Genomic DNA, 22,336 nt, shown 5'->3' on the forward strand with positions numbered 1-22,336 from the left:
CTGGTTTTTGATCTTGATCTTCTTGCACCCTCGAGAGGCCGAGCGCAGGTTCTGCGCAGTGGGCAACCCGGCATGGATGCCGGGTTAGCCGCGCACGGCCAAGGATGGCCGATCGCGGCGGGCCCACGGAGCAGGACCGGAGCGAGGGAATGCCGAGCCCCAGCGAGGCACCGAACGACAGGGGCAAGAGCCCTTGGTTACTTGGGGCTCTTCCAAGTGACCCGCTGTAAAAGCGGAACCAATAGCAGCCGTTGCCGCAGGAATGGATATGTACTCCCTCTCCGACAACCTAAAGCCTGGTCGGCCCCGAGGCCGCCAAGTCCAACACCTAGACCGACTCTTTCTTGACCCTGAACCAGGCCGCATACAAAGCAGGCAAGAACAACAGCGTCAACGCCGTAGCCACAATTAGCCCCCCCATGATCGCCACCGCCATCGGCCCGAAAAACACACTGCGCGACAACGGAATCATCGCCAACACCGCCGCGAGCGCCGTCAACACAATCGGCCTGAACCGCCGCACCGTCGCCTCAATGATCGCCTGCCAAGGCTTCAGCCCGGCAGCGATATCCTGCTCGATCTGATCCACCAAGATCACCGAGTTACGCATGATCATCCCCGACAACGCGATGGTCCCAAGCATGGCCACAAAACCAAACGGCTGACGGAACACCATCAGAAACAGCGTCACCCCGATCAAGCCCAACGGCGCCGTCAGAAACACCATCGCCGTGCGTGAGAAACTGCGCAGTTGCAGCATCAGCAACGTCAGCACCACCACGATGAACAGCGGCACACCGGCCTTCACAGAGTTCTGCCCGCGCGCGGAATCTTCCACCGTGCCACCGACATCCAACAGATACCCATCCGGCAATTCGGCGCGAATAGGATCGAGGGTCGGCATGATCTGTTGCACCAACGTCGCCGGTTGTTCCTTGCCGTAAATGTCGGCGCGAACGGTGACGTTGGGCAGGCGGTTACGGTGCCAGATCACCCCTTCTTCGAAACCGTATTCCAGGGTCGCGATCTGTGACAGGGCGACGCTGCGCCCGTTGTCGGTCGGCACTGCCAGGCTTGGCAGCAACGACAGCTCGGTGCGCTCATGCACGGTGCCGCGCAGCAGAATTTCGATCAACTCGTTGTCTTCGCGATACTGACTGACGCTGGAACCGGTCAGCGAACTCTGCAAAAACCTCGACAGGTTTGCCGTGCTCACGCCCAGTGCCCGCGCGCGGTCCTGATCGACGTTCAGATACACGACTTTGCTCGGTTCTTCCCAATCAAGGTGGACGTTGACCACGTGCGGATTTTCACGAACCTTGGCCGCTACTTTGCGGGCCAGCGCGCGGACTTCCTCGATGTGCTCGCCCGTCACACGGAACTGCACCGGATAGCCAACCGGAGGGCCATTTTCCAGACGCGTGACCCGCGAGCGCAGGGCCGGGAATTGTTCGTTGAGGGTTTCGATCAGCCAGGTGCGCAGGGTTTCGCGCTCCTCGATGGTTTTCGCCAGCACAACAAACTGGGCGAAACTCGCTGCGGGAAGTTGCTGATCCAGCGGCAGATAAAAACGCGGTGAACCTGTGCCCACGTAAGCCACGTAGTTGTCGATCCCCGCTTTGTCCTTGAGTAGCGCTTCGAGGCGCTTGACCTCCTCGGCGGTGTTGCTCAGCGAAGCGCCTTCGGCCAGCTTCAGATCGACCATCAATTCCAGCCGGCCAGATGCCGGGAAGAACTGCTGCGGCACAAAGCGGAACAGCACGATGGAGGCAATGAACAACACCACAGTCAGCGCGATGACCGTTTTGCGCCAGCGTACACACCACTCCACCAGGCGTCGGACGCGCTGATAGAACGGCGTGCCATAGGGATCAGGTTGACCAGTGCCATGTTTCGCGGCATGAATTTTCGCCAGATCCGGCAGGAGTTTTTCCCCCAGATAGGGGACGAAAAGCACGGCAGCCACCCAGGACGCCAGCAGCGCGATGGTGACGACCTCGAAGATCGAACGGGTGTATTCGCCGGTGCCCGATTGCGCGGTGGCGATCGGCAGGAAGCCGGCTGCGGTGATCAACGTACCGGTGAGCATCGGGAAAGCGGTGCTGGTCCAGGCATAGCTCGCTGCCTTGATCCGGTCGAAGCCTTGCTCCATTTTGATCGCCATCATTTCCACGGCAATGATCGCGTCGTCCACCAGCAAGCCCAGCGCCAGCACCAACGCGCCGAGGGAAATCTTGTGCAGGCCAATGCCGAGGTAGTACATGCAAGCGAAGGTCATCGCCAACACCAGCGGAATCGCCAGCGCGACCACCATGCCGGTGCGCACGCCGAGGGAGAAAAAACTCACCAGCAACACAATCGCCAGGGCTTCCACCAATACCTGGACGAACTCGCCGACACCGGTTTTTACCGCCGCCGGTTGATCGGAAACCTTGCGCAGCTGCATGCCGGCCGGGAGGTTTTTCTGGATGCGGTCGAACTCGACTTCCAGGGCCTTGCCCAGTACCAGAATGTCGCCACCGTCCTTCATGGCCACGGCCAGACCAATAGCGTCCTCAGCCATGAAGCGCATGCGCGGCGCCGGTGGATCATTGAAACCTCGGCGCACGTCGGCCACATCGGAGATACGGAAGGTGCGATCACCGACCCGGATCGGAAAGTTTTTTATCTCTTCGACTGTCTGAAAATTCCCCGAGACCCGTAGCTGCAATCGCTCGCTGCTGGTTTCGAAGAAGCCGGCGGTGGACACCGCATTCTGTTCTTCAAGCGCCTGCTGCACTGCCGCCAAAGGCAAGCCGAGGGTGGCAAGTTTGACGTTGGAAAGCTCGATCCAGATTTTTTCGTCCTGCAAACCGAGCAGATCGACCTTGCCGACATCCTTGACCCGTTGCAGCTGGATCTGGATGCGGTCGGCGTAATCCTTGAGCACGGCGTAATCGAAACCGTCACCGGTCAAGGCGTAGATATTACCGAAGGTGGTACCGAATTCATCGTTGAAGAACGGCCCCTGAATGCCCGGCGGAAGTGTTTGGCGGATGTCGCTGACCTTCTTGCGCACCTGATACCAGAGTTCCGGAATGTCCACCGAGTGCATGGAGTCGCGGGCAATGAAGGTCACCTGGGATTCGCCCGGGCGGGAGAACGACACGATGCGTTCGTACTCACCGGTTTCCATCAGTTTCTTTTCGACGCGTTCGGTGACTTGTCGCGAGACTTCCTGCGCCGTAGCGCCCGGCCAGTTGGTGCGGATAACCATGGCCTTGAAAGTAAACGGCGGGTCTTCGCTTTGGCCGAGTTTGGTGTAGGACAGTGCGCCAACGATTGCCAGCAACAGCATCAGGAACAGTACGATCTGGCGGTTACGCAGCGCCCATTCGGAAAGATTGAAGCCCATCGGGGATTACTCCTTGTCCGCCAGATTGACCACGCGGTTGGAGCGATCCACCGGGCGCACCTGCTGCCCGTCGAGAAGCACATGGACGCCAGCGGCCACCACCCAGTCGCTGGCGTTGAGACCTTCGAGCACCGGGACGGTTTTCTCACCGAAGGCGCCGACCCGCACCGGGGTCTTCTTCAGGGTGTTGTTGGCGCTGACGACCCAGACATAAGTCACGCCGTTTTCTGCGGTGAGCGCAGAGAGCGGCACCGAAAGCGGGACTGCCTCGGCGGTCTGCACGAACACCCGTGCGCTCTGACCGAGTTCGGCGGGAACCTTGCCGCCAGTGAAAGCGATACGTGCGGCGAAGGTACGGGACTTAGGATCGGCAGAGGGTGACAGTTCACGGATCCGCCCGGCGAAACGCTGATCAGGCTGGGTCCAGAGCTCTACCGAGACCGGCTCACCGACCTTGAAGCGGCCGAAGTTCTGCTCCGGCAGGCTGATCAACACTTCGCGCTCGCCATCGGTGGCCAGGGTAAACACCGTTTGCCCTGCGGCCACTACCTGCCCGACTTCCACCGCCCGCTTGGCCACGACGCCGTCCTGCGGTGCACGCAACACGGCGTAGCTGGCCTGGTTACTGGACACGTTGAATTCGGCTTTGATTTGTTTAAGGCGCGCTTCGCCGGAACGGTAGAGATTTTCCTGATTGTCATACTGCGAGCGGCTGACCATCTGACGCTCCATCAGCGTTTTGTAGCGATCACGCTCGGCGCGCACCATGTTCAGATTCGCCTCGGCGGCGGCGACTTGAGCGCGGGTGGCCTCCAGTTGCAGACGCACATCTTGAGGATCGAGCTCCGCCAGTGGTTGATCGGCCTTGACCCGCTGTCCCTCTTCTACCAGTCGTCGGCTGACTTTGCCGCCGATGCGGAACGCCAAGTCCGGCTCATAGCGGGCGCGGACTTCACCGGGATAGCTTTCCGTTGCCTGGGCCGAAGGCTCTGGCTGCACCACCATGGCTGGGCGAACGCTGACTTGAGGCGCCTCTTCGTGACCACACGCCGTCAATAAAAACGCCAGACTGATTGGCAACGCGAGGGGCAAGGCATAGCGGAACATGGTGAAGGACCTTTCGCTAATGGTGCTTTGAATAATTATACTGACCAGTATGTTATTAATAGCAAACTCACCAGTCCAGTAATAAAAGCGCATATGCCGAACAATCTTTCAGCACCCAACGGCCCAGGCCGCCCAAAGGATCTGGCCAAGCGCCAGGCAATCCTCGACGCAGCGAAAACGCTGTTTCTGACCAAGGGATATGCCAACACCAGAATGGATGCTGTCGCAACGCAGGCCAATGTGTCGAAGCTGACGGTCTACAGCCATTTCAACGACAAGGAGACGCTGTTCTGCGCCGCCGTGGTGGCCAAGTGCGAAGAGCAGTTGCCGACGCTGTTTTTCGAGTTGCCAGAGGGCGTTGCGGTGGAAACCGTGCTGCTTAACATCGCCCGCGGCTTTCACCAGCTGATCAACAGCAATGAATCAGTGAACCTGCACCGCTTGATCATGACCCTGGGCAGCCAGGACCCTAAACTCTCGCTAATCTTCTTCGAGGCCGGCCCGCAACGCATGCTGCTTGGCATGGAGCGGTTGCTGAGCAAGGTCGATCAGAGTGGCGCGTTGAGCATCGACAAACCGCACAACGCGGCGGAACACTTCTTTGCCTGCTCAAGGGGGCTGCGAATTTCCGGTTGTTGTATGGCTGCGGCGAGCCATTGACCGGTGATGCGGCCGAGAGCCATGTGCAGGAAGTGGTGGGGTTGTTTATGCGGGCGTATCGGCCCTAGCGGTGATCGTTCCCACGCTCTGCGTGGGAATGCCTCAAGGGACGCTCTGCGTTCCAGCTCTCGAATGGGACGCAGAGCGTCCCGGGCTGCATTCCCACGCAGAGCGTGGGAACGATCATCGTCGAGTCAGGGCTTGAGTGCTTTCTTCGGATAAATGTCATACCGGCTGGACTTGCCATCCAGCGCATGACTGGGCTTGGGCCCTTCGATGCACGGCGCCTTGCGTGGGCGCTTGACCACGACCCGGTGGGTGGCCAAAGCCAATGCGGCTTCGAGCAACGCCGGTGCATCCGGGTCATCGCCCACCAGCGGCCGGAACAGGCGCATTTCCTTCTTCACCAACGCGGTTTTCTCACGATGCGGGAACATCGGGTCGAGGTAGATCACCTGCGGCGGCTCGCCTTCCCAGTTGCGCATCACCTCGATCGAATTGCCCTTGAGCAAACGCATGCGCGCCACGATCGGCGCCACGTCGAAATCCTCTGCTCCTCGCGCCAGACCGTCTTCGAGCAAGGCACCGATTAACGGCTGACGCTCGATCAGACTCATCTCGCAGCCCAGGCTTGCCAGCACGAACGCATCCTTGCCCAGCCCCGCCGTGGCATCCAGCACCCGCGGACGCACGCCTTGGGCGACTCCGACAGCCTTGGCGATCATCTGCCCGCTGCCACCACCATACAACCGGCGATGGGCCGCGCCACCCTCGACGAAATCCACTCGTACCGGGCCCGGTGCGTCCGGGCCGAGCTGTTGCAGCTGCAACCCCTGCTCGCCCACCTGCAACGCAAACTCACCGTCATCCACCTGCAGCGGCAGGCCCAGGCGCTCGGCCCAGTGCTCGGCCTGTGGCTGAAAGGTCGCGCCCAGGGCTTCGACATGGATGCGGCACGCCGCAGGTTGCTCAATCATGGGAAAACACGCTCAAAAAATTAATGATCGGCAAAAACGGCCGATAACAAAACTATCGAGCATTTTGCCAGAGCTGAGCGTCGACCGAGAGAAATGTCAGACATTCAACCCACAATCACAGGTTTTATCTCGCCCTACGGCGACTACAACTTGCGAAATACCCAGGCACTGAGCGGCGTCAGTCACATCTGGCAGGATTTCTTTGCCCGAGCACTGGCCGAACAGTCGGGTGAAGTGCTGCCTGAATCGCTGAACTTTCCACCGGTCGATATCGAAAGCCCGGTCGAACCCACCGTTGGCAGCGACCTGCTGGCGCACATCGTTTCCCAGCGCGAATGCGATGTGAAGGACAATGAGATTCGCCCGCCCGAGCCACTGTTCCTGCCGATTGCCGAGTTTGAAACGGACTTGGCGGACAAGCCGTTCCCGCCGTTCCCGCCTGAAGAAATCGTCGCCCAGCAGAAACAGCAGAACTTCGAAAGCGGCTGGGTGCGCCCGATCGTGTTGACCGCCGGCCAGCCGTTGCCAGAAGCCGGTCCGGCGCCGCAAACGCGTCCGCTGCGCTTGCCAATCGCCGAGTTCGAACTCGATCTGCTGGACAAGCCTTTCCCGCCGTTCTCGGCTGAAGAACTGGTGGAACAACAGAAACAACTCGATTTCGATAACGGCTGGGCGCGCCCGATCATCCTGCAGAACCTGCGCCTCGCCGCCTGATCTTCAGCCTTTGAAGAACTTATTGGCCTGCGCATACGGCATGGACCGCGACGTGAACCCGAACGTGCCCGACGTCTGAATCTCTTCAGCGGCACGGTAGAACTCGCCTAAAGCCGCCAGTGCCAGCGCCGAGCCGACACTGATGCGTTTAACACCCATTTCGCTCAGTTCTTGCACCGTCAGCTTCAAGCCACCGGACATCAACACGTTGACCGGTTTCGGCGCCACGGCGCGAACCACCGCCAATACGTCTTCAGCGTTGCGCAAACCCGGTGCGTAAAGCACGTCGGCACCGGCCTCGGCGAAGGCCTGCAAGCGTCGAATCGTGTCATCAAGATCCGGATTGCCATGCAGAAAATTCTCGGCCCGGGCGGTCAGCGTGAAAGGGAAAGGCAAGCTGCGGGCGGCAGCAACAGCGGCTTTGACGCGCGCCACGGCATGCTCGAAGCAATAGATCGGGGCGTCTTCACGGCCAGTGGCATCTTCGATCGAGCCGCCGACAGCACCCGCTTCGGCAGCCAGCAAAATGCTTTTGGCACATTCGGCAGGATCATCGGCAAAACCGTTTTCCAAATCGACCGCAACCGGCAAGTCGGTGGCAGCGACAATGGCCCGGACGTTGGCCAGGGTATCGTCCAGCGTCAGCCCGCCATCGGGGCGTCCTTGGGAAAAGGCGAATCCGGCGCTGGTGGTTGCCAGCGCCTCGAAGCCCAGGCTGGCGAGCATTTTTGCCGAGCCGGCATCCCATGGGTTGGGGATCACAAAAACGCCGTCGCGTTCGTGCAAGGCTTTGAACGCGTGGGCTCGAAGGGTTTGCGCATCCATTGGCAGGCTCCTGAAAAAGGCGAATGAATCCGCTTTCAGAGCAAGCCAAGTTGCTCGGTGGCGGGTTCTCTGTATAGCTCAGGCAGCGCCGGCAAGCCAGGCAAACGCAGCATCAGCCTGGCATGGAAACGCTGCGCCAGTTTCGCCGCCAGCACGTTGTCGGCGGTATGCAGGAAGATGTACGGCGTGCGGCCCTCTTCGATCCACAGGGCGATTTTCTCCACCCATGGCAGCAGAAACGGGTCGTTGGCCTCAAGCGTCGGATGGCCGATGAAGCGCACTTGGGGGAATTGAGTAAACGCCGCCGGGCGCGGCGGGACCCTGGGCTTTTTCGATTGGGCGTGGAGTACTGAAGGATCGGTAGAGATGCAGCTGAACAGCGCGCGCGGATCGAGACAAATGCGTTCGACACCATGATCCAGCAGCAGGCGATTGAGCATCCGCTCACTGTCGCCCTTGGCAAAAAAATCATCATGCCGCACTTCCACCGCCAGGGGCCGCTCCAGAGCATCGATAAATCCGGCGAGCTCGGGCAAGCGTTGTGGTGTGAAGTTTTTCGACAGCTGCAACCACAGCGGCGACACCCGCTCGCCGAGCGGCCTGAGCAATTGGGTGAAGGTTTCGGCAGCGGTCAGTTGTTCGCGCAGGTCACCGCCGTGGCTGATATCGCCAGGGAACTTGGCAGTGAAGCGAAAGTGTTCGGGCAAGGTTTCGGCCCAGCGCTGCACGGTGCTGGCAGCCGGGCTCGCGTAGAAGGTCGTATTGCCTTCCACGGCGTTGAATACTTGGGAATAGAGATTGAGAAATTCGGCGGGCTTGGCATCTGGCGGATACAGGTACTCGCGCCAGGCGTTTTCACTCCAGGACGGGCAGCCGAGGTAATACGGCAGCAACATCAGATGTACAGATCGAGGCCCAGCACCTCTGCATCCCAGTCGACGAAACCGGCGGTGCTCAGGTAGCTGGCCAGGGCCATCGCCACGCTTTTGCTCATGGCACGATGGTAAAGCATGTCCTGCTGACGGGCGGGGAGATTGCTCAGGCGTTGTGCAGCGGCTTTGGCACGGGCGGCCATCTGCTCTTCGGACGGAAACTCCAGCTCGCCTTCGATATCGACGGACTCGTCTTCCACCACATTGCCATTGCGAGGCTTGCGCTTGATGGGGTAGGACTGAGAGGAAATGCCGTCTATACGCATAAGTGCATGCTCGGTATCAGTGGTGGCAGTTTAGTGGCGCATATTCCACTTCGCAAACCGCCGAGTGATAACTAGAACACATAAAAGACAAAAGGTTTAAAAGCAGGGGTTAGAAAACGACGATTGGCTGTGTCCGTTCGATCGCCTTCGCGGGCAAGCCTCGCTCCTACAGGTTTTGCGCGAATCCTGTAGGAGCGAGGCTTGCCCGCGAATGGGACAACTCGGTGTTGCGGATTAACGTGCCTTGGGCGTCGCCACTTTATCGCGCAAATAAACCGGCTGCGCCTCATCCGCCACGATCGCCTCGCCGCGTTCCCATGCAAACCGCGCCAGTGTCAGCAGGTCTTCGGCGTGGGGCAGCATGCCCGCATCCTGCCCGCTCAGGCTGACGGCGATGCGTTCGGCATAGCCCCAACCCGTGCCTGCGCCGAACCATTCGCCGCTGGCGTCGGCCGGCAATGCTGCCACTTGCGGTGGCAACACCGCTTCCTGGCCAACCAGCCGCATCTCCCCCGCCGTCGCGCGGTAGCAGCCCCAATACACTTCGTCCATGCGCGCATCGATAGCTGCAGCGACTTGGCTGACACCGTGTTCGCGGTACGCGCGCTGAGCCAATATGGCCAGATTCGATACCGGCAAAACCGGGCGATCCAGGGCGAACGCCAAACCCTGGACTACGCCGACAGCAATGCGAACACCGGTGAACGCACCCGGTCCGCGACCGAAAGCGATGGCATCGACCGCCTGCAAGGTCGTGCCGGCGTCGGCCAGCAATTGCTGGATCATCGGCAGTAACTTTTGCGCATGCAGGCGCGGGATCACCTCGTAATGGCTCGTGACTTTGCCGTCATGCAGCAAGGCAACGGAGCAAGCTTCAGTCGCGGTGTCCAGGGCCAGCAAGGTGCTCATCGATGTTTCCGTAAGAAAGGGGTAGAAAAAAGAGTGATCAGAAAAAAGTGAGTCAGTATAAACAACTACGGCCCGCAAGCGGGCCGTAGATGATGAAGCCGATCAGTCTTTTCAGCTCAGTGCTTCAAGCACCTTGCCGGTGATCACTTCAACCGAGCCGACGCCAGCAATGTGGCTGTACTTCGGCTTGCCTTTGGCTTCTGCCAGGTTTTGGTAGAAAGCTACCAGCGGTTTGGTCTGGTCGTGGTAGACCGACAGGCGATGACGCACGGTTTCTTCGGTGTCGTCCTTGCGCTGCACCAGTTCTTCACCGGTGATGTCGTCTTTACCAGCGATTTTCGGCGGATTGTAGACGGTGTGGTACACGCGGCCGCTGGCCTCGTGAACACGGCGACCGGCGATACGCTGAACGATTTCTTCATCATCGACAGCGATTTCGAGTACGTGATCCAGCTCCACGCCAGCTTCCACCAGGGCTTCAGCCTGAGGAATGGTGCGCGGGAAACCGTCGAACAGGAAACCGTTGGCGCAGTCGGACTGGGCGATGCGGTCCTTGACCAGGGCGATGATCAGGTCATCGGACACCAGGCCCCCGGCATCCATGATGCCCTTGGCTTTAATGCCCAGCTCGGTGCCGGCCTTGACCGCTGCACGAAGCATGTCGCCGGTGGAGATTTGCGGAATGCCGAATTTTTCGGTGATGAACTTCGCCTGAGTACCTTTACCGGCCCCGGGAGCTCCCAGCAGAATGACGCGCATCGATGTGCTCCTCAATTTTTATATAGATAACGTCAGATTCGCCTCTTGGGGCCAATCTCAAAAATAGGGTCGTGACCGCCCAAACGGCCAAAGGCTGATCAAGATACACAGCAGGCTGCGCCCACACAAGCCGCCAAAAGTCGGAGAAACCGCCTCCTCCTGTGACCTTTCGGTGTGGTTCCCCAAGTCGCAACCCCATCATTAACTGTCGCCTCGCCGTACTTTTACAGCAGCCATTTGATCGGCCTGCGATGCGCGCATCGCAGGCCTGACCCCACGGTAAAAAACCTTAGCCGGTATTGCGCAAACCGGCGGCAATCCCCGCCACAGACACCAGTAACGCCTGTTCCACGGGGCTGTCCTGCGCCATTTCCTGTTGCCGCGAACGGGCAAGCAATTCGGCCTGTAATAGATGTAGCGGATCGAGGTAGGTGTTGCGCAGACGGATGAATTCCAGAGTATCTGGGCTATGTGCCAGTAGCTGCGACTGACCGGTCAGCCCGAGGACGATCGAGCATGCCTGCGACAATAGGTCGCGTAAGTGCGCACCCAAAGCCAGCAAGTCCGGCTCGACCAGACGCTCATCGTAGGACCGGGCGATATCCGCGTCAGCCTTGGCCAATACCATCTCCAGCATATCGATGCGGGTTCGGAAGAAGGGCCACTGCTCACGCATCTGCCCCAGCAGCTCACCCTCGCCGCGCTCCAGCGCCTTGCTCAATGCCGCTTCCCAGCCGAGCCAGGCCGGCAGCATCAACCGCGTTTGGGTCCAGCCGAAGATCCACGGAATCGCCCGCAGGCTTTCGATCCCGCCGGCGCGGCGCTTGGCCGGACGGCTGCCCAATGGCAAGCGTCCGAGTTCCTGCTCTGGCGTGGACTGGCGGAAGTACTCGACGAATTGCGGATTTTCCCGCACCACGGCGCGGTAAGCGCTGACACCATCGGCAGCCAATTCGTCCATCAGGTGGCGCCATTCAGGCGTCGGCGGCGGTGGTGGCAGCAGGGTCGCTTCCAGTACCGCGGCCAGATACAGATTGAGGTTTTGCTCGGCGATGTCCGGCAGGCCGAATTTGAATCGAATCATTTCTCCCTGCTCGGTGGTTCGGAATCGTCCCGCCACCGATCCCGGCGGCTGCGACAGAATCGCCGCGTGTGCCGGGCCGCCGCCACGGCCCACAGTGCCGCCGCGACCGTGGAACAACAGTAGTTCTACTTGTTGCTCACGGCAGATATCGACCAAACGTTCCTGCGCCCGATACTGCGCCCAGGCCGCCGCTGTGGTGCCTGCGTCCTTGGCCGAATCGGAATAGCCGATCATCACTTCCTGCGGCCCTTGCAGACGCGAGCGATAGCCCGGCAACAGCAACAGTTTCTCGATCACCGGGCCTGCGTTGTCGAGGTCGGCCAGGGTTTCGAACAGCGGCACCACGCGCATCGGCCGCAACACGCCCGACTCTTTGAGCAGCAGTTGCACCGCCAGTACATCGGAAGCGGCACCGGCCATGGAGATTACATACGAACCGAGGGACGCCGCTGGTGCAGCGGCGATTTCCCGGCAGGTTGCCAACACTTCGGCGGTGTCGGCGGACGGTTTGTAGTGGGCCGGCAACAACGGTCGACGGTTGTTCAGTTCGCGCGTCAGGAAAGCGATGCGCTCTTCTTCGCTCCAATCCTCGTAGCGACCCAGACCGAGGTAATCAGTGATTTCGGTCATGGCCGCGCTGTGCCGCGACGAGTCCTGACGTACGTCGAGACGCACCAGGAACAAGCCAAACGTGACTGCCCGGCGCAGGCAGTCGAGCAACGGCCCATCGGCAATCACGCCCATGCCGCACTCATGTAACGAGTGGTAGCACAGCTCCAGCGGGTCGAGCAGGTCGCGGTTGTTTTGCAGCACGTCGGCGGTGACAGGCGTGGGTGTCGTCAAGGCGGTATGAGCCCAACTGCGCGTGGCACGCAGACGCTCGCGCAGCTGTTTAAGCACTGTGCGATAGGGTTCCGCACTGTCACTAGCTTGGCCTTCAGTGCGTCACTGCCCTGCTGCATCGACAAATCGGCCGCGAGCTGATCGACATCGCGCAGGTACAGATCGGCTGCCATCCACCGCGCGAGCAACAGCACTTCGCGGGTGACGGTGGCCGTCACGTTGGGGTTGCCATCGCGGTCGCCGCCCATCCACGAGGCAAAGCGAATCGGTGCGGCTTCCAGCGGCAAACGCAGGCCGGTGGCGGCGTGCAAAGCCTGATCGGCCTTGCGCATATAATTGGGGATTGCTTGCCACAGTGAATGCTCGATCACCGCGAAACCCCATTTGGCTTCATCGACCGGTGTCGGACGCGTACGGCGGATTTCTTCGGTGTGCCAGGCTTCGGCGATCAGGCGCTGCAGCTTCGACTTGATCTGCTCGCGCTCGGCGCTGGTCAGGTCGCGGTGATCCAGGGCCGCCAGTTGCGCGGCGATGGCGTCGTATTTCTGGATCAGCGTGCGGCGCGCGACTTCGGTCGGGTGAGCCGTGAGAACAAGCTCGATTTCCAGTCGCCCCAACTGCCGCGCCAGGGACTCGCGCCATGCCCTTCAGCGCGCAGGCGAGCGAGCAGTTCCGGCAGGACTCGCGCTTCGAACGGCGCGGGCTGCGACTCTTCGCGGCGGTGAATCAATTGGTATTGCTCGGCGATGTTAGCCAGGTTGAGAAACTGGTTGAACGCCCGCGCCACCGGCAGCAATTCGTCTTCAGTCAACTGGTTGAGGCTGGCGCTCAGCTCGGCGTCCATGGAGCCGCGGCGGTCAGCCTTGGCGCCCTTGCGGATCTGCTCGATCTTGTCGAGGAAGCCGTCCCCGTACTGTTCGCGAATGGTGTTGCCCAACAGTTCACCCAACAGGTGAACGTCCTCGCGCAAGCGTGCATCAATATCGGTCATCAGCGGTTCTCCAGCAAAATTGCAGGCGGCCAAGAAACTCATGCTCTTGAGTTAGGTGCTCTTGAGTTGGATGCTCTTGAACTAGAGAGTGCCGTTCCAGGCCGTTTCTTACAACCCAGACGACGAAGGGACTTTAAACCTGCCGGGCAGAAGCTAGTCTGAATAATAAGTCGTACAACGGCTTTCGCCGGCCAATGCCGGACATTTTCCCGCCCTGCCACGAGCAGGCGCGTAATGAGGTCATCATGAAAATCCGCGAGCTTGCCCATCACTGGGAAGAAAACGCCAAGGGTCGCCTGACCGACACCGGCTACTCGATTCATCTGGATGTTGAAGCTGCCGCAAGATTGGCGGCGATCATCGATATGTACCCCAAACGGCAACCCGAAGAACTGCTCGGCGAACTGATTGGCGCCGCCCTGGAAGAACTGGAAAAGAGCTTCCCGTACGTAAAGGGCTCGACCGTGGTTGCCACTGACGAAGAGGGCGATCCACTGTACGAAGACGTCGGTCCGACTCCGCGTTTTCTCGCATTGTCCCGTCGTCATTTGCACGACTTGTCGGCGGTTAACGACAAGCAAAAACACTGAATTCGCCATGAACCTGTGGGAGCGGGCTTGCTCGCGAAAGCGGTCTATCAGTCAACATTGATGTTGGATGTAATGGTCCTTTCGCGAGCAAGCCCGCTCCCACATTTGATCTCTTTTTCAAGGAAATAACGGATTACTGTTCCAGCTCCTGTGGGGTTTCCTGCCCCATGCACCGCACGGCTTTTTTCCGGTCGTTGATCAGTACGCCAGTCAGGCCTTTCTGCTCGGTATCAAACAACACCAGCACCCCATCAATGCATTGCGCCACTTGCGCCGCCGGTTCCAGGGAGACTTTGTAGTCCTCACCCGGCACGGTCTTGAGCATGGTGAATTCGTTGAGCAGCAACGCATCTTCAGGCTTGGCGAAGTGCAGGTAGCCGTACCACCACAGGGCAGCGACGGTGCCGAGAATGCTGCAGATACCGGTGATGATCAGCGGGATGGCGTTACGTTCTTCACTCATTGCGGGCTCTCTGGTGGTTCATTTTCAGAATTCTGGGGTGCCGGGTAATTGGGGATCTCACCCAAGCGGCGCAGGCCGTTGAAATGCTGCGGGTCTTCAAGGTAGCGCACCATGACTTTACGCCAGACCGGGTCGGCGAACGTCTGCACATGCCCGCCTCGGGTCAGTTGCAGGACTCGCGGCGGCGGCGCAGCTTGATACAGTCGGATGCCGTTGGAAAGAGGCACGATCGGATCGTCGATGCTGTGGTAGATCAGTTTCGGCACGCCATTGAGCTGCGCCATGGAGTTGATCGCGCTGTCGCCGTCCGGCACCAGCCAGGACAGCGGCACCTGGAACGCCCACAACAGCCATGAATGGCTCAACGCAAACTGGCCGACGCTGCGGTAACTGGCGGGTACGCCATCGAGGACGAAGGCCTTGAGTTGCGTCTGGCGTTCGGGGTGTTGAACCAAGTAGTGAATGGCCATCGAACCACCAAGGCTCTGGCCCAGCAGGATTAGCGGCTTGCCTTTCACCTCTGGCGCCTGGTCGAGCCATTTGAACGCGGCGTCGATATCCTGGTAAATCGCCGGCAGGCTTGGTTTGCCTTCGGACAAACCGTAACCGCGATAGTCAATCAGCAGCACTTGATACCCCTGCTCCGGCAACCAGTAACTCCCGCCCAGGTGCATGGGCAGATTGCCGCCGTTGCCGTGCAGGTGCAGCACCGTGCCTTTGACCTCGACGCCTTGTTTGGCCGGCAGCCACCAGCCGTGCAGTCTGACGCCGTCGGCGGTGGTCAGGGTGAGGTCGCGGTATTCGAGATTGGCTTTTTCCGGGGTGAACAACTGGCCGGGTTCGGGGTAGAACAGCAGGGAGCTGCAACCGTTCAGGGTCAGAAGAAGGCAGATGATGCCGAGGATTCTCATCCGTTGAAACCTCGCAGTGTGAATGGATATCCGCACAATCCTGTAGGAGCTGGCTTGCCAGCGAATGCTTCACCACGGCATAACAGATACACCGCGTTATCGTTCTTCGCTGGCAAGCCAGCTCCTACAGGGGGCGTGGTGATTACAGGATGTTCGAGTAATCCGCTTCGATCCGGTCCAGGCTCAGGTGGTTGAGGAAGTTGGAGAAGCACATCCATGCCGACAACGCGTTCATGTCGCGAAACTGTTCCGGCAGGTACTTGGGCGGCACCACCAGCCCCTCATCCACCAACTGGCGCAAGGTGCGCATGTCTTCCAGGGTGGTCTTGCCGCAAAACAACAGCGGTATCTGCTCCAACTTGCCTTTACGCACGGCCAACTGAATGTAGTTGTAAATCATGATAAAGCCCTTGAGGTAGGACAAGTCTTTGGTAAATGGCAGACCTGTCGGCACCGAGCCGCGGAATACGCGACTGGTGTTGCTGTAACTCTCGGGCATTTCGAAACCTTGTTCGCGGAAGAACTCGAACACCTGCAGGAAGTCGGCACCCTCCTCCACCATGTGGATGGCGCGAGTGCGGTTGGTCAGTTTGCGCAGGCGGCTGGGGTAAGAGGCAAAGGTGATGATTTCCATCAGGATCGCCAGGCCTTCCTGGGTCACAGTCGACGAGGGCGGGCCCTTGGAGAGGAAGGTGCAGATCGGCTGGTTCAGACCGTTGAGGGTGGTGCCGACGTGCACCAGCCCTTCGTGGACTTCCAGGGCGCGTACGTCACGCTCGTTGAACATCGCGTCGGTGCGGATCTTGATGTAATCGGCACCCGCCGCCGCATCGGCGACGATCCCGTCGGACTCGAACACCCGGATGGTTTCCTCGGCTTCACCAAACACCTTGTTCAACCGGGTTTGCAGCAGGTGGACGGCGTCCTTGGCAGTCAGGGTCTTCGGTTCGTCCTTCAGGTCGCCACGACCGTCGATGTTGTTCAGGTAATCGGACAGCATCAGGCCAAGGTCGGACAGCGTCGGGTCACCGGCGTGGAAAGCATCGGAGGCGGCGCCGTACAGTTCCTGGGAAATCAGGCCGAAATCCTCGGTGCCGCGCGCTTCGAGCATGCGCACCACCATCCGGTATTCCTTGCACATGCGGCGCATGATCTGACCGACCGGATTGAACTGGCCGAGCTGGCGGGTAATGTCGCGCTCGATGTTCTGGAATTCCAGCTTCACTTTGCTGGAATCGAACGCCAGTGGCCGGTTGAGGTAGTAATCGCGGTCCACAGCCGGCATTTCCTTGCCCTTGGCCTTGAGGAAACCCTTGCGGATGTTCTCGTCCCATTTGACCGCATCGAGGACGCGGATCGGCGTCTGCGCCAGCACAATGCGATCGGACAAAATGCGTATCGACTGCTGGTAATCGTCCACCCGAAACTCCTGCTGAAACCGTTATGTGCTGGATTTACTTGGCTTGGCTGACGCTGGTAACGCACCACTTCGACGAACACATCGGAATTAGCCGGATCGTCGAGGTAGGCGGACACCTGGTCTATATTGCTGTCGATCAACACGCCGTCGCCATCGTCGGTCTCAAAGCCTTCGCCGTTCAACGCTTTTTGCTGCAACGCCTGATTGATCTGCTCGAGGTCGAGGTTGTAGATCACCAGTTCATGCTTGTCGGTGAGTTCAAAGCCGGCAATGGTGAAATGCCCGCCGAACTGCGCCGGCACCTTCGCGAGAGATACCAGCGGTTGCCGTGGCGCGATACCGTGAAGGGGGAGGCTTCGCGCTCCCTGGGTTTGCTCCTGAAGTAGCTGACTGCCTGATAGCGATTGTCGCCGACGCGGGTGAGTTCCAGGTTGAGCGGCTCACCCCAGGCGTTGGTGCTGGTCCATTTGCCAAGCAACCCTTTGGGCGCGGGCTCGCTCGTGGGCAGCGGCTCCTTGAAGGTCACCAGACAGCCACTGAGCAACAGGAACGACAAGGCGATCATTACGACACGCCAGGCTTTCATTCAACACTCCCTTTGAACACACAACCCCGAATTGCCACTGCACCCGTAGGAGCGAGGCTTGCCCGCGAAGGCATTGTGTCAGTCAACACACGTGCTGAATGTTAAACCGTCTTCGCGGGCAAGCCTCGCTCCTACAGGATTGAGTTACCCGCAGGGATCACACCGACGCCAATACCAGGTGCATGTATCGGGTCAAGATACCGAGCATTTCCTCTTCGGCGACCGGCTCGGCGTCGTTGAGCAGGCCCTGATATTCCATCCGTCCGATTATAGCCGTCAACACTTTGGCATCCTGTTGTGGCTCGCGGGACCCCAAAACCTGAAAAAGCTGACAGGAGCCCTGCAGGAGAATTTGCTGATGCGAGCGCACCAATTCGGCCAGACGCGGATTCAGCAGCGCCTCCTGACGGAACGCCTGCTCGGCCATCAAGTGTTCACGACGGTTGACCAGTTGCCGGTGAACATAGTCGGCCATCAGCCGCGCAATGGCGTCCGCCAGGTGCGAACGCGACTGCGGACTGCCGTCGCCACTGTCGATCATTTCCCGCAGCAGCCCTTCGTTGTTCACCCACAGCTTCGCCATGTAGGCGGCGCTGCGTTCCACGTATTGGGCGAAGGTATCGGTGAGCAGGTCATCGATATCTTTGAAGTAGTAGGTTGTGGCCGATAGCGGCACATTGGCCTCGGCGGCCACCGCCCGGTGGCGCACGGCGCGAACGCCATCGCGCACGACAATGCGCATCGCGGCATCGAGGATTTCCTGTCGACGCTGCTCGCTGCCCTGCCGGCTGGCCTTGCGGCCCTGGTACTGAACACTTTCTGCAACTGCAGTGGCGACGTCCGCTGCACCTTCTTGAGCCATTGCGTGGTTCACGACGAGAATTCCTCTCTCTACTTCAAAAGTAACCATTTGATACGTTTGTACCAGACAGGCAATAAAAAACCGCCATTTCAGGCGGTTTTTTTATTGAAACATTTACGCTTGCGGTCGCATGTGCGGGAACAGGATCACGTCGCGGATCGACGGTGAGTTGGTCAACAACATCACCAGACGGTCGATGCCGATGCCTTCACCCGCCGTTGGCGGCATGCCGTACTCCAGCGCGCGAACGAAGTCGGCGTCGTAATGCATGGCTTCGTCGTCGCCCGCGTCCTTGTCGGCCACCTGCGCCATGAAACGCTCGGCCTGGTCTTCCGCGTCGTTCAACTCGGAGTAGGCGTTGGCAATTTCACGACCACCGATGAACAGCTCGAAACGGTCGGTGACGTTCGGGTTGTCGTCGTTACGACGAGCCAGCGGCGAGACTTCGAACGGGTACTGGGTGATGAAGTGCGGCTGCTCCAGCTTGTGCTCGACCAGTTCTTCGAAAATCATCACTTGCAGTTTGCCCAGACCTTCGAAGCCCAGCACCTTGGCACCGGCCTTCTTGGCGATGTCACGGGCCTTGTCGATGTCGTTCAGGTCGTCAGCGGTCAGCTCGGGGTTGTACTTGAGGATCGAGTCGAACACCGACAGACGCACGAACGGCTCGCCGAAATGGAACACCTTGTCGCCGTATGGCACGTCGGTGCTGCCCAGAACCAGCTGCGCCAGCTCACGGAACAGTTCTTCGGTCAGGTCCATGTTGTCTTCGTAGTCGGCGTAAGCCTGGTAGAACTCCAACATGGTGAATTCTGGATTGTGACGAGTCGAAACGCCTTCGTTACGGAAGTTGCGGTTGATCTCGAACACCTTTTCGAATCCGCCAACAACAAGCCGCTTCAGATACAGCTCCGGCGCGATACGCAGGAACATGCCCATGTCCAATGCATTGTGGTGGGTTTCAAACGGCTTGGCTGCCGCGCCGCCCGGAATGGTTTGCAGCATTGGCGTTTCCACTTCCAGGAAGTCACGCTTCATCAGGAAACTGCGGATGTGGGCGATGACTTGCGAACGCACGCGAAAGGTCTGGCGCACGTCTTCGTTGACGATCAGGTCAACGTAACGCTGGCGGTAGCGCTGTTCGGTGTCGGTCAGGCCGTGGTGCTTGTCCGGCAGCGGGCGCAGGGATTTGGTCAGCAGGCGCACTTCGGTCATTTCGACGTACAGGTCGCCCTTGCCGGAACGGGCCAGGGTGCCTTCAGCGGCGATGATGTCGCCCATGTCCCAGGTTTTCACCGCGGCCAGGGTGTCTTCGGACAGGGTCTTGCGGTTGACGTAGACCTGGATGCGACCGGTCATGTCCTGGATCACCATGAACGAGCCACGGTTGAGCATGATGCGACCGGCAACCTTGACCGGGATTGCAGCCTCTGCCAGCTCTTCCTTGGTCTTGTCCGCGTACTGCTTCTGCAAGTCTTCGCAGTAGTTTTCGCGACGGAAGTCGTTGGGGAAGGCATTGCCCTTGGCGCGCTCGGCAGCAAGCTTTTCCTTGCGCAGGGCGATCAGGGAGTTTTCTTCCTGTTGCAGGGCTTGCGGGTCGAGTTCTAGGTCGCTCATGTCTTTAAATATTCCATCACAGGTTCGTTGCCCCCAGGCCTGCGGCCTGGGGATCGCCAGCAAGCCGGCTCCTACAGGGGGATCTATTACAGGCCTTGTTTCAGGCTTGCCACCAGGTATTCGTCGATGTCGCCGTCGAGCACCTTGTCGCAGTCGCTGCGTTCGATGTTGGTACGCAAATCCTTGATTCGCGATGCATCGAGTACATACGAGCGGATCTGGTGACCCCAGCCGATATCCGACTTGGTGTCTTCCAGTGCTTGCGAAGCGGCGTTGCGCTTCTGCACTTCCTGCTCGTACAAGCGCGCCCGCAGCATTTTCATCGCGGTGTCTTTGTTCGCGTGCTGGGAACGTTCGTTCTGGCAGCTGACCACGGTGTTGGTCGGTACGTGGGTGATACGTACGGCCGAGTCGGTGGTGTTTACGTGCTGACCACCGGCACCGGAGGAACGATAGGTATCGATCCGCAGGTCCGACGGGTTGATGTCGATTTCGATATTGTCATCGATTTCCGGCGATACGAACACTGCAGAGAACGAGGTGTGACGACGGTTGCCGGAGTCGAACGGACTCTTGCGCACCAGACGGTGCACGCCGATCTCGGTCCGCAGCCAGCCAAAGGCATATTCGCCCTTGATGTGCACGGTAGCGCCCTTGATCCCGGCGACTTCACCGGCCGACAGCTCCATGATGGTCGCGTCGAAACCGCGTTTATCGGCCCAGCGCAGGTACATGCGCAGCAAAATGTTGGCCCAGTCCTGGGCTTCGGTACCACCGGAGCCGGCCTGGATGTCCAGGTAGGCGTTGTTCTGGTCCATCTCGCCGCTGAACATGCGACGGAATTCGAGCTTCTCGAGGGCTTCGCGCAGGCGCTCTACTTCAAGGGCTACGTCGTCGACGGCGGCCTGGTCTTCTTCCTCGGCAGACATCAACAGCAGGTCCTTGGCATCGGCCAGACCGCTGGACATTTCATCGAGGGTTTCTACGATCTGGGCCAGCAGCGAACGCTCGCGACCCAGGTTCTGAGCGTACTCAGGGTTGTTCCAGACACTCGGATCTTCAAGCTCGCGATTGACTTCAGTCAGACGCTCATGCTTTTGATCGTAGTCAAAGATACCCCCGAATAGTTTCGGAGCGCTCGGACAGGTCCTTGATGCTGTTAAGGATCGGGTTGATTTCCATGGCGGGCAGCACTCGTTGGCGAACTTTTGAAAGCCGGCGAGTATACCGGCAAACGGCCGCAAACGGCAGTCCGCTTGGCTGAAAAGGCGGGGTTTACCATCGCCGCCAAGGCTCGCCCTGTAGGAGCGAGCTTGCTCGCGAAAAACCTAAAGGCGTCGCGGGGCATCTGGTTTTACGCGTTATCGTTAACGACCATCGCGAGCAGGCTCGCTCCTACAGGGGGAGGTGTTCAGCCGATCCCCACCTGATTGCGCCCATTGTTCTTCGCCAGGTACAGCCCCTTGTCCGCCGCCGAGATCAATTCACGGCAATGGCTGCCCGCTTTCGGGATGATGGTTGCCAAGCCGATGCTGATGGTCAGGCTCGATCCTTCGGCCGGGGAAGTGTGCGGGATCTTCAGCGCTTCCACGGTCATGCGCAGTTTCTCTGCAATCAGCCGCGCACCGCCCTGGGAGGTGTTGGGCAGCACCAGGGCGAATTCCTCGCCGCCGTAACGGGCCGGCAGGTCGGAAGGCCGGGCACCGGCGTCACGGATCGCCGTGGCGACCTTGCGCAAGGCTTCGTCACCTTCCAGGTGGCCGAAGGTGTCGTTGTAGGTCTTGAAGTAATCCACGTCGATCATCAGCAGCGACAACTGGCTCTGTTCACGCAGCGAGCGCCGCCACTCCAGCTCCATGTACTCGTCGAAATGCCGACGGTTCGACAACCCGGTCAGGCCGTCGGAGTTCATCAGGCGTTGCAGCACCAGGTTGGTGTCGAGCAACTGCTGCTGGCTGACGCGCAATGCGCGGTACGCCGCATCCCGCTGCAACAGGGTCATGTAGGAGCGCGAGTGATAGCGAATGCGCGCGACCAGTTCAATGTTGTCCGGCAGTTTGACCAGATAATCGTTGGCCCCGGCCGAGAACGCCGCGCTCTTGATCAGCGGGTCTTCCTTGGTCGACAGGACGATGATCGGAATGTCCCTGGTCGCCGGGTGATTGCGGTATTCGCGTACCAGGCTCAGGCCGTCCAGACCCGGCATGACCAGATCCTGCAGGATCACCGTCGGCTTGATGCGGACTGCGTGGGCAACGGCCTGATGCGGGTCGGCGCAGAAGTGGAAGTCGATATTTTCCTCGTTCGACAACCCGCGCCGCACCGCCTCGCCGATCATCGCCTGATCGTCCACCAACAACACCATGGCGGCATTTTCGTCAGTCTTGAAGTCGTCGAGCTGTAATTCATTCATGTGCGTTCACCTG

Annotated in this window: 17 protein-coding genes and 3 pseudogenes; 3 read left to right on the plus strand and 17 right to left on the minus strand. The window is 59.8% G+C overall.

Going from position 1 to position 22,336, the window contains the following annotated elements; genetic code table 11:
- Positions 1 to 328: 328 nt before the first annotated feature.
- Together CES87_RS16055 and CES87_RS16060 are read right to left on the minus strand one after the other, a co-directional pair.
- The gene (locus CES87_RS16055) at positions 329 to 3,394 is read right to left on the minus strand and encodes an efflux RND transporter permease subunit (protein ID WP_128606894.1); all 3,066 of its coding nucleotides are present in this window, start codon (positions 3,392 to 3,394) and stop codon (positions 329 to 331) included.
- Positions 3,395 to 3,400: 6 nt separating this feature from the next.
- Positions 3,401 to 4,501 (minus strand): efflux RND transporter periplasmic adaptor subunit, encoded by a 1,101-nt coding sequence (locus CES87_RS16060; RefSeq protein ID WP_128606895.1) that lies wholly within the window; start codon positions 4,499 to 4,501, stop codon positions 3,401 to 3,403.
- A gap of 93 nt (positions 4,502 to 4,594) precedes the next feature.
- Here CES87_RS16060 and CES87_RS16065 point away from each other — a divergent pair.
- A pseudogene (locus CES87_RS16065) lies at positions 4,595 to 5,229 on the plus strand (TetR/AcrR family transcriptional regulator).
- A 126-nt stretch (positions 5,230 to 5,355) separates the two neighbouring features.
- Here CES87_RS16065 and CES87_RS16070 read toward each other — a convergent pair.
- The gene (locus CES87_RS16070) at positions 5,356 to 6,138 is read right to left on the minus strand and encodes a class I SAM-dependent methyltransferase (RefSeq protein ID WP_128606896.1); all 783 of its coding nucleotides are present in this window, start codon (positions 6,136 to 6,138) and stop codon (positions 5,356 to 5,358) included.
- A gap of 93 nt (positions 6,139 to 6,231) precedes the next feature.
- On the opposite strand from CES87_RS16070, the gene CES87_RS16075 reads away from it, so the two are divergent.
- Positions 6,232 to 6,852, plus strand: a complete 621-nt coding sequence (locus CES87_RS16075; protein ID WP_128606897.1) for an energy transducer TonB — start codon at positions 6,232 to 6,234, stop codon at positions 6,850 to 6,852.
- A 3-nt stretch (positions 6,853 to 6,855) separates the two neighbouring features.
- Here the strand turns inward: CES87_RS16075 and CES87_RS16080 are convergent, their stop codons facing one another.
- The 6 genes and pseudogenes from CES87_RS16080 to ppc all read right to left on the minus strand — a co-directional run bounded on the left by CES87_RS16080 (position 6,856) and on the right by ppc (position 13,461).
- Positions 6,856 to 7,677 carry an oxaloacetate decarboxylase gene (locus CES87_RS16080; RefSeq protein ID WP_128606898.1) on the minus strand — a complete coding sequence of 274 codons (822 nt, stop codon included), beginning with the start codon at positions 7,675 to 7,677 and terminating at the stop codon, positions 6,856 to 6,858.
- Between the two features lie 35 nt (positions 7,678 to 7,712).
- Complete coding sequence (locus CES87_RS16085; RefSeq protein WP_128606899.1) at positions 7,713 to 8,573, minus strand: DUF72 domain-containing protein; 861 nt, start codon at positions 8,571 to 8,573, stop codon at positions 7,713 to 7,715.
- Entirely contained in the window at positions 8,573 to 8,875 is a 303-nt protein-coding gene (locus tag CES87_RS16090) for a hypothetical protein (RefSeq protein WP_128606900.1), read from the minus strand. The genes CES87_RS16085 and CES87_RS16090 overlap by 1 nt, the downstream gene beginning before the upstream one ends.
- Positions 8,876 to 9,109: 234 nt before the next feature.
- Positions 9,110 to 9,784, minus strand: coding sequence for a tRNA (adenosine(37)-N6)-threonylcarbamoyltransferase complex dimerization subunit type 1 TsaB (tsaB, locus tag CES87_RS16100; protein WP_128606901.1), 675 nt, complete (start codon positions 9,782 to 9,784; stop codon positions 9,110 to 9,112).
- Positions 9,785 to 9,895: 111 nt separating this feature from the next.
- On the minus strand, positions 9,896 to 10,543 hold the full coding sequence (gene adk, locus CES87_RS16105; protein ID WP_128606902.1) for an adenylate kinase: 648 nt from the start codon (positions 10,541 to 10,543) through the stop codon (positions 9,896 to 9,898).
- A gap of 289 nt (positions 10,544 to 10,832) precedes the next feature.
- A pseudogene (gene ppc / locus CES87_RS16110) lies at positions 10,833 to 13,461 on the minus strand (phosphoenolpyruvate carboxylase).
- Positions 13,462 to 13,706: 245 nt separating this feature from the next.
- On the opposite strand from ppc, the gene CES87_RS16115 reads away from it, so the two are divergent.
- A complete protein-coding gene (locus CES87_RS16115) occupies positions 13,707 to 14,051 on the plus strand; it encodes a pilin assembly protein (protein WP_128606903.1) in 345 nt (114 codons plus the stop codon).
- 133 nt (positions 14,052 to 14,184) lie between these two features.
- Here CES87_RS16115 and CES87_RS16125 read toward each other — a convergent pair whose 3' ends face one another.
- The 8 genes and pseudogenes from CES87_RS16125 to CES87_RS16170 all read right to left on the minus strand — a co-directional run bounded on the left by CES87_RS16125 (position 14,185) and on the right by CES87_RS16170 (position 22,323).
- Positions 14,185 to 14,514, minus strand: a complete 330-nt coding sequence (locus CES87_RS16125; RefSeq protein WP_128606904.1) for a hypothetical protein — start codon at positions 14,512 to 14,514, stop codon at positions 14,185 to 14,187.
- Positions 14,511 to 15,425: an alpha/beta hydrolase gene (locus CES87_RS16130; protein WP_128606905.1), complete on the minus strand. Its 915-nt coding sequence runs from the start codon at positions 15,423 to 15,425 to the stop codon at positions 14,511 to 14,513. Before CES87_RS16130 ends, CES87_RS16125 begins: the two co-directional genes overlap by 4 nt.
- A gap of 142 nt (positions 15,426 to 15,567) precedes the next feature.
- Positions 15,568 to 16,845 (minus strand): flavohemoglobin expression-modulating QEGLA motif protein, encoded by a 1,278-nt coding sequence (locus CES87_RS16140; protein ID WP_128606907.1) that lies wholly within the window; start codon positions 16,843 to 16,845, stop codon positions 15,568 to 15,570.
- 47 nt (positions 16,846 to 16,892) lie between these two features.
- Positions 16,893 to 17,431, minus strand: a pseudogene (locus tag CES87_RS16145) (hypothetical protein); the annotation flags it as partial.
- A 157-nt stretch (positions 17,432 to 17,588) separates the two neighbouring features.
- Positions 17,589 to 18,305, minus strand: a complete 717-nt coding sequence (locus CES87_RS16150; RefSeq protein WP_178081431.1) for a TetR/AcrR family transcriptional regulator — start codon at positions 18,303 to 18,305, stop codon at positions 17,589 to 17,591.
- Positions 18,306 to 18,407: 102 nt separating this feature from the next.
- Positions 18,408 to 19,910 carry a lysine--tRNA ligase gene (gene lysS, locus CES87_RS16155; protein ID WP_128606908.1) on the minus strand — a complete coding sequence of 501 codons (1,503 nt, stop codon included), beginning with the start codon at positions 19,908 to 19,910 and terminating at the stop codon, positions 18,408 to 18,410.
- 86 nt (positions 19,911 to 19,996) lie between these two features.
- A protein-coding gene (gene prfB, locus CES87_RS16160) for a peptide chain release factor 2 (RefSeq protein WP_128606909.1) occupies positions 19,997 to 21,092 on the minus strand; the annotation gives its coding sequence in 2 pieces (ribosomal slippage) (positions 19,997 to 21,019 and positions 21,021 to 21,092; 1,095 coding nt in all).
- A gap of 229 nt (positions 21,093 to 21,321) precedes the next feature.
- Entirely contained in the window at positions 21,322 to 22,323 is a 1,002-nt protein-coding gene (locus tag CES87_RS16170) for a PleD family two-component system response regulator (protein WP_128606911.1), read from the minus strand.
- Positions 22,324 to 22,336 lie beyond the last annotated feature (13 nt).

The organism is Pseudomonas sp. ERMR1:02 (genome assembly GCF_002277815.1).
Classification (GTDB): Bacteria; Pseudomonadota; Gammaproteobacteria; order Pseudomonadales; family Pseudomonadaceae; genus Aquipseudomonas.

Coding starts and splice junctions, on each gene's coding strand:
- tsaB (WP_128606901.1), bottom strand. CDS start 9,784: ATGAGCACCTTGCTGGCCCTGGACACCGCGACTGAAGCTTGCTCCGTT.
- CES87_RS16130 (WP_128606905.1), bottom strand. CDS start 15,425: ATGAGAATCCTCGGCATCATCTGCCTTCTTCTGACCCTGAACGGTTGC.
- CES87_RS16170 (WP_128606911.1), bottom strand. CDS start 22,323: ATGAATGAATTACAGCTCGACGACTTCAAGACTGACGAAAATGCCGCC.
- CES87_RS16060 (WP_128606895.1), bottom strand. CDS start 4,501: ATGTTCCGCTATGCCTTGCCCCTCGCGTTGCCAATCAGTCTGGCGTTT.
- CES87_RS16085 (WP_128606899.1), bottom strand. CDS start 8,573: ATGTTGCTGCCGTATTACCTCGGCTGCCCGTCCTGGAGTGAAAACGCC.
- CES87_RS16080 (WP_128606898.1), bottom strand. CDS start 7,677: ATGGATGCGCAAACCCTTCGAGCCCACGCGTTCAAAGCCTTGCACGAA.
- CES87_RS16070 (WP_128606896.1), bottom strand. CDS start 6,138: ATGATTGAGCAACCTGCGGCGTGCCGCATCCATGTCGAAGCCCTGGGC.
- CES87_RS16075 (WP_128606897.1), top strand. CDS start 6,232: ATGTCAGACATTCAACCCACAATCACAGGTTTTATCTCGCCCTACGGC.
- adk (WP_128606902.1), bottom strand. CDS start 10,543: ATGCGCGTCATTCTGCTGGGAGCTCCCGGGGCCGGTAAAGGTACTCAG.
- CES87_RS16055 (WP_128606894.1), bottom strand. CDS start 3,394: ATGGGCTTCAATCTTTCCGAATGGGCGCTGCGTAACCGCCAGATCGTA.
- CES87_RS16090 (WP_128606900.1), bottom strand. CDS start 8,875: ATGCGTATAGACGGCATTTCCTCTCAGTCCTACCCCATCAAGCGCAAG.
- CES87_RS16125 (WP_128606904.1), bottom strand. CDS start 14,514: ATGAGTGAAGAACGTAACGCCATCCCGCTGATCATCACCGGTATCTGC.
- CES87_RS16115 (WP_128606903.1), top strand. CDS start 13,707: ATGAAAATCCGCGAGCTTGCCCATCACTGGGAAGAAAACGCCAAGGGT.
- lysS (WP_128606908.1), bottom strand. CDS start 19,910: ATGAGCGACCTAGAACTCGACCCGCAAGCCCTGCAACAGGAAGAAAAC.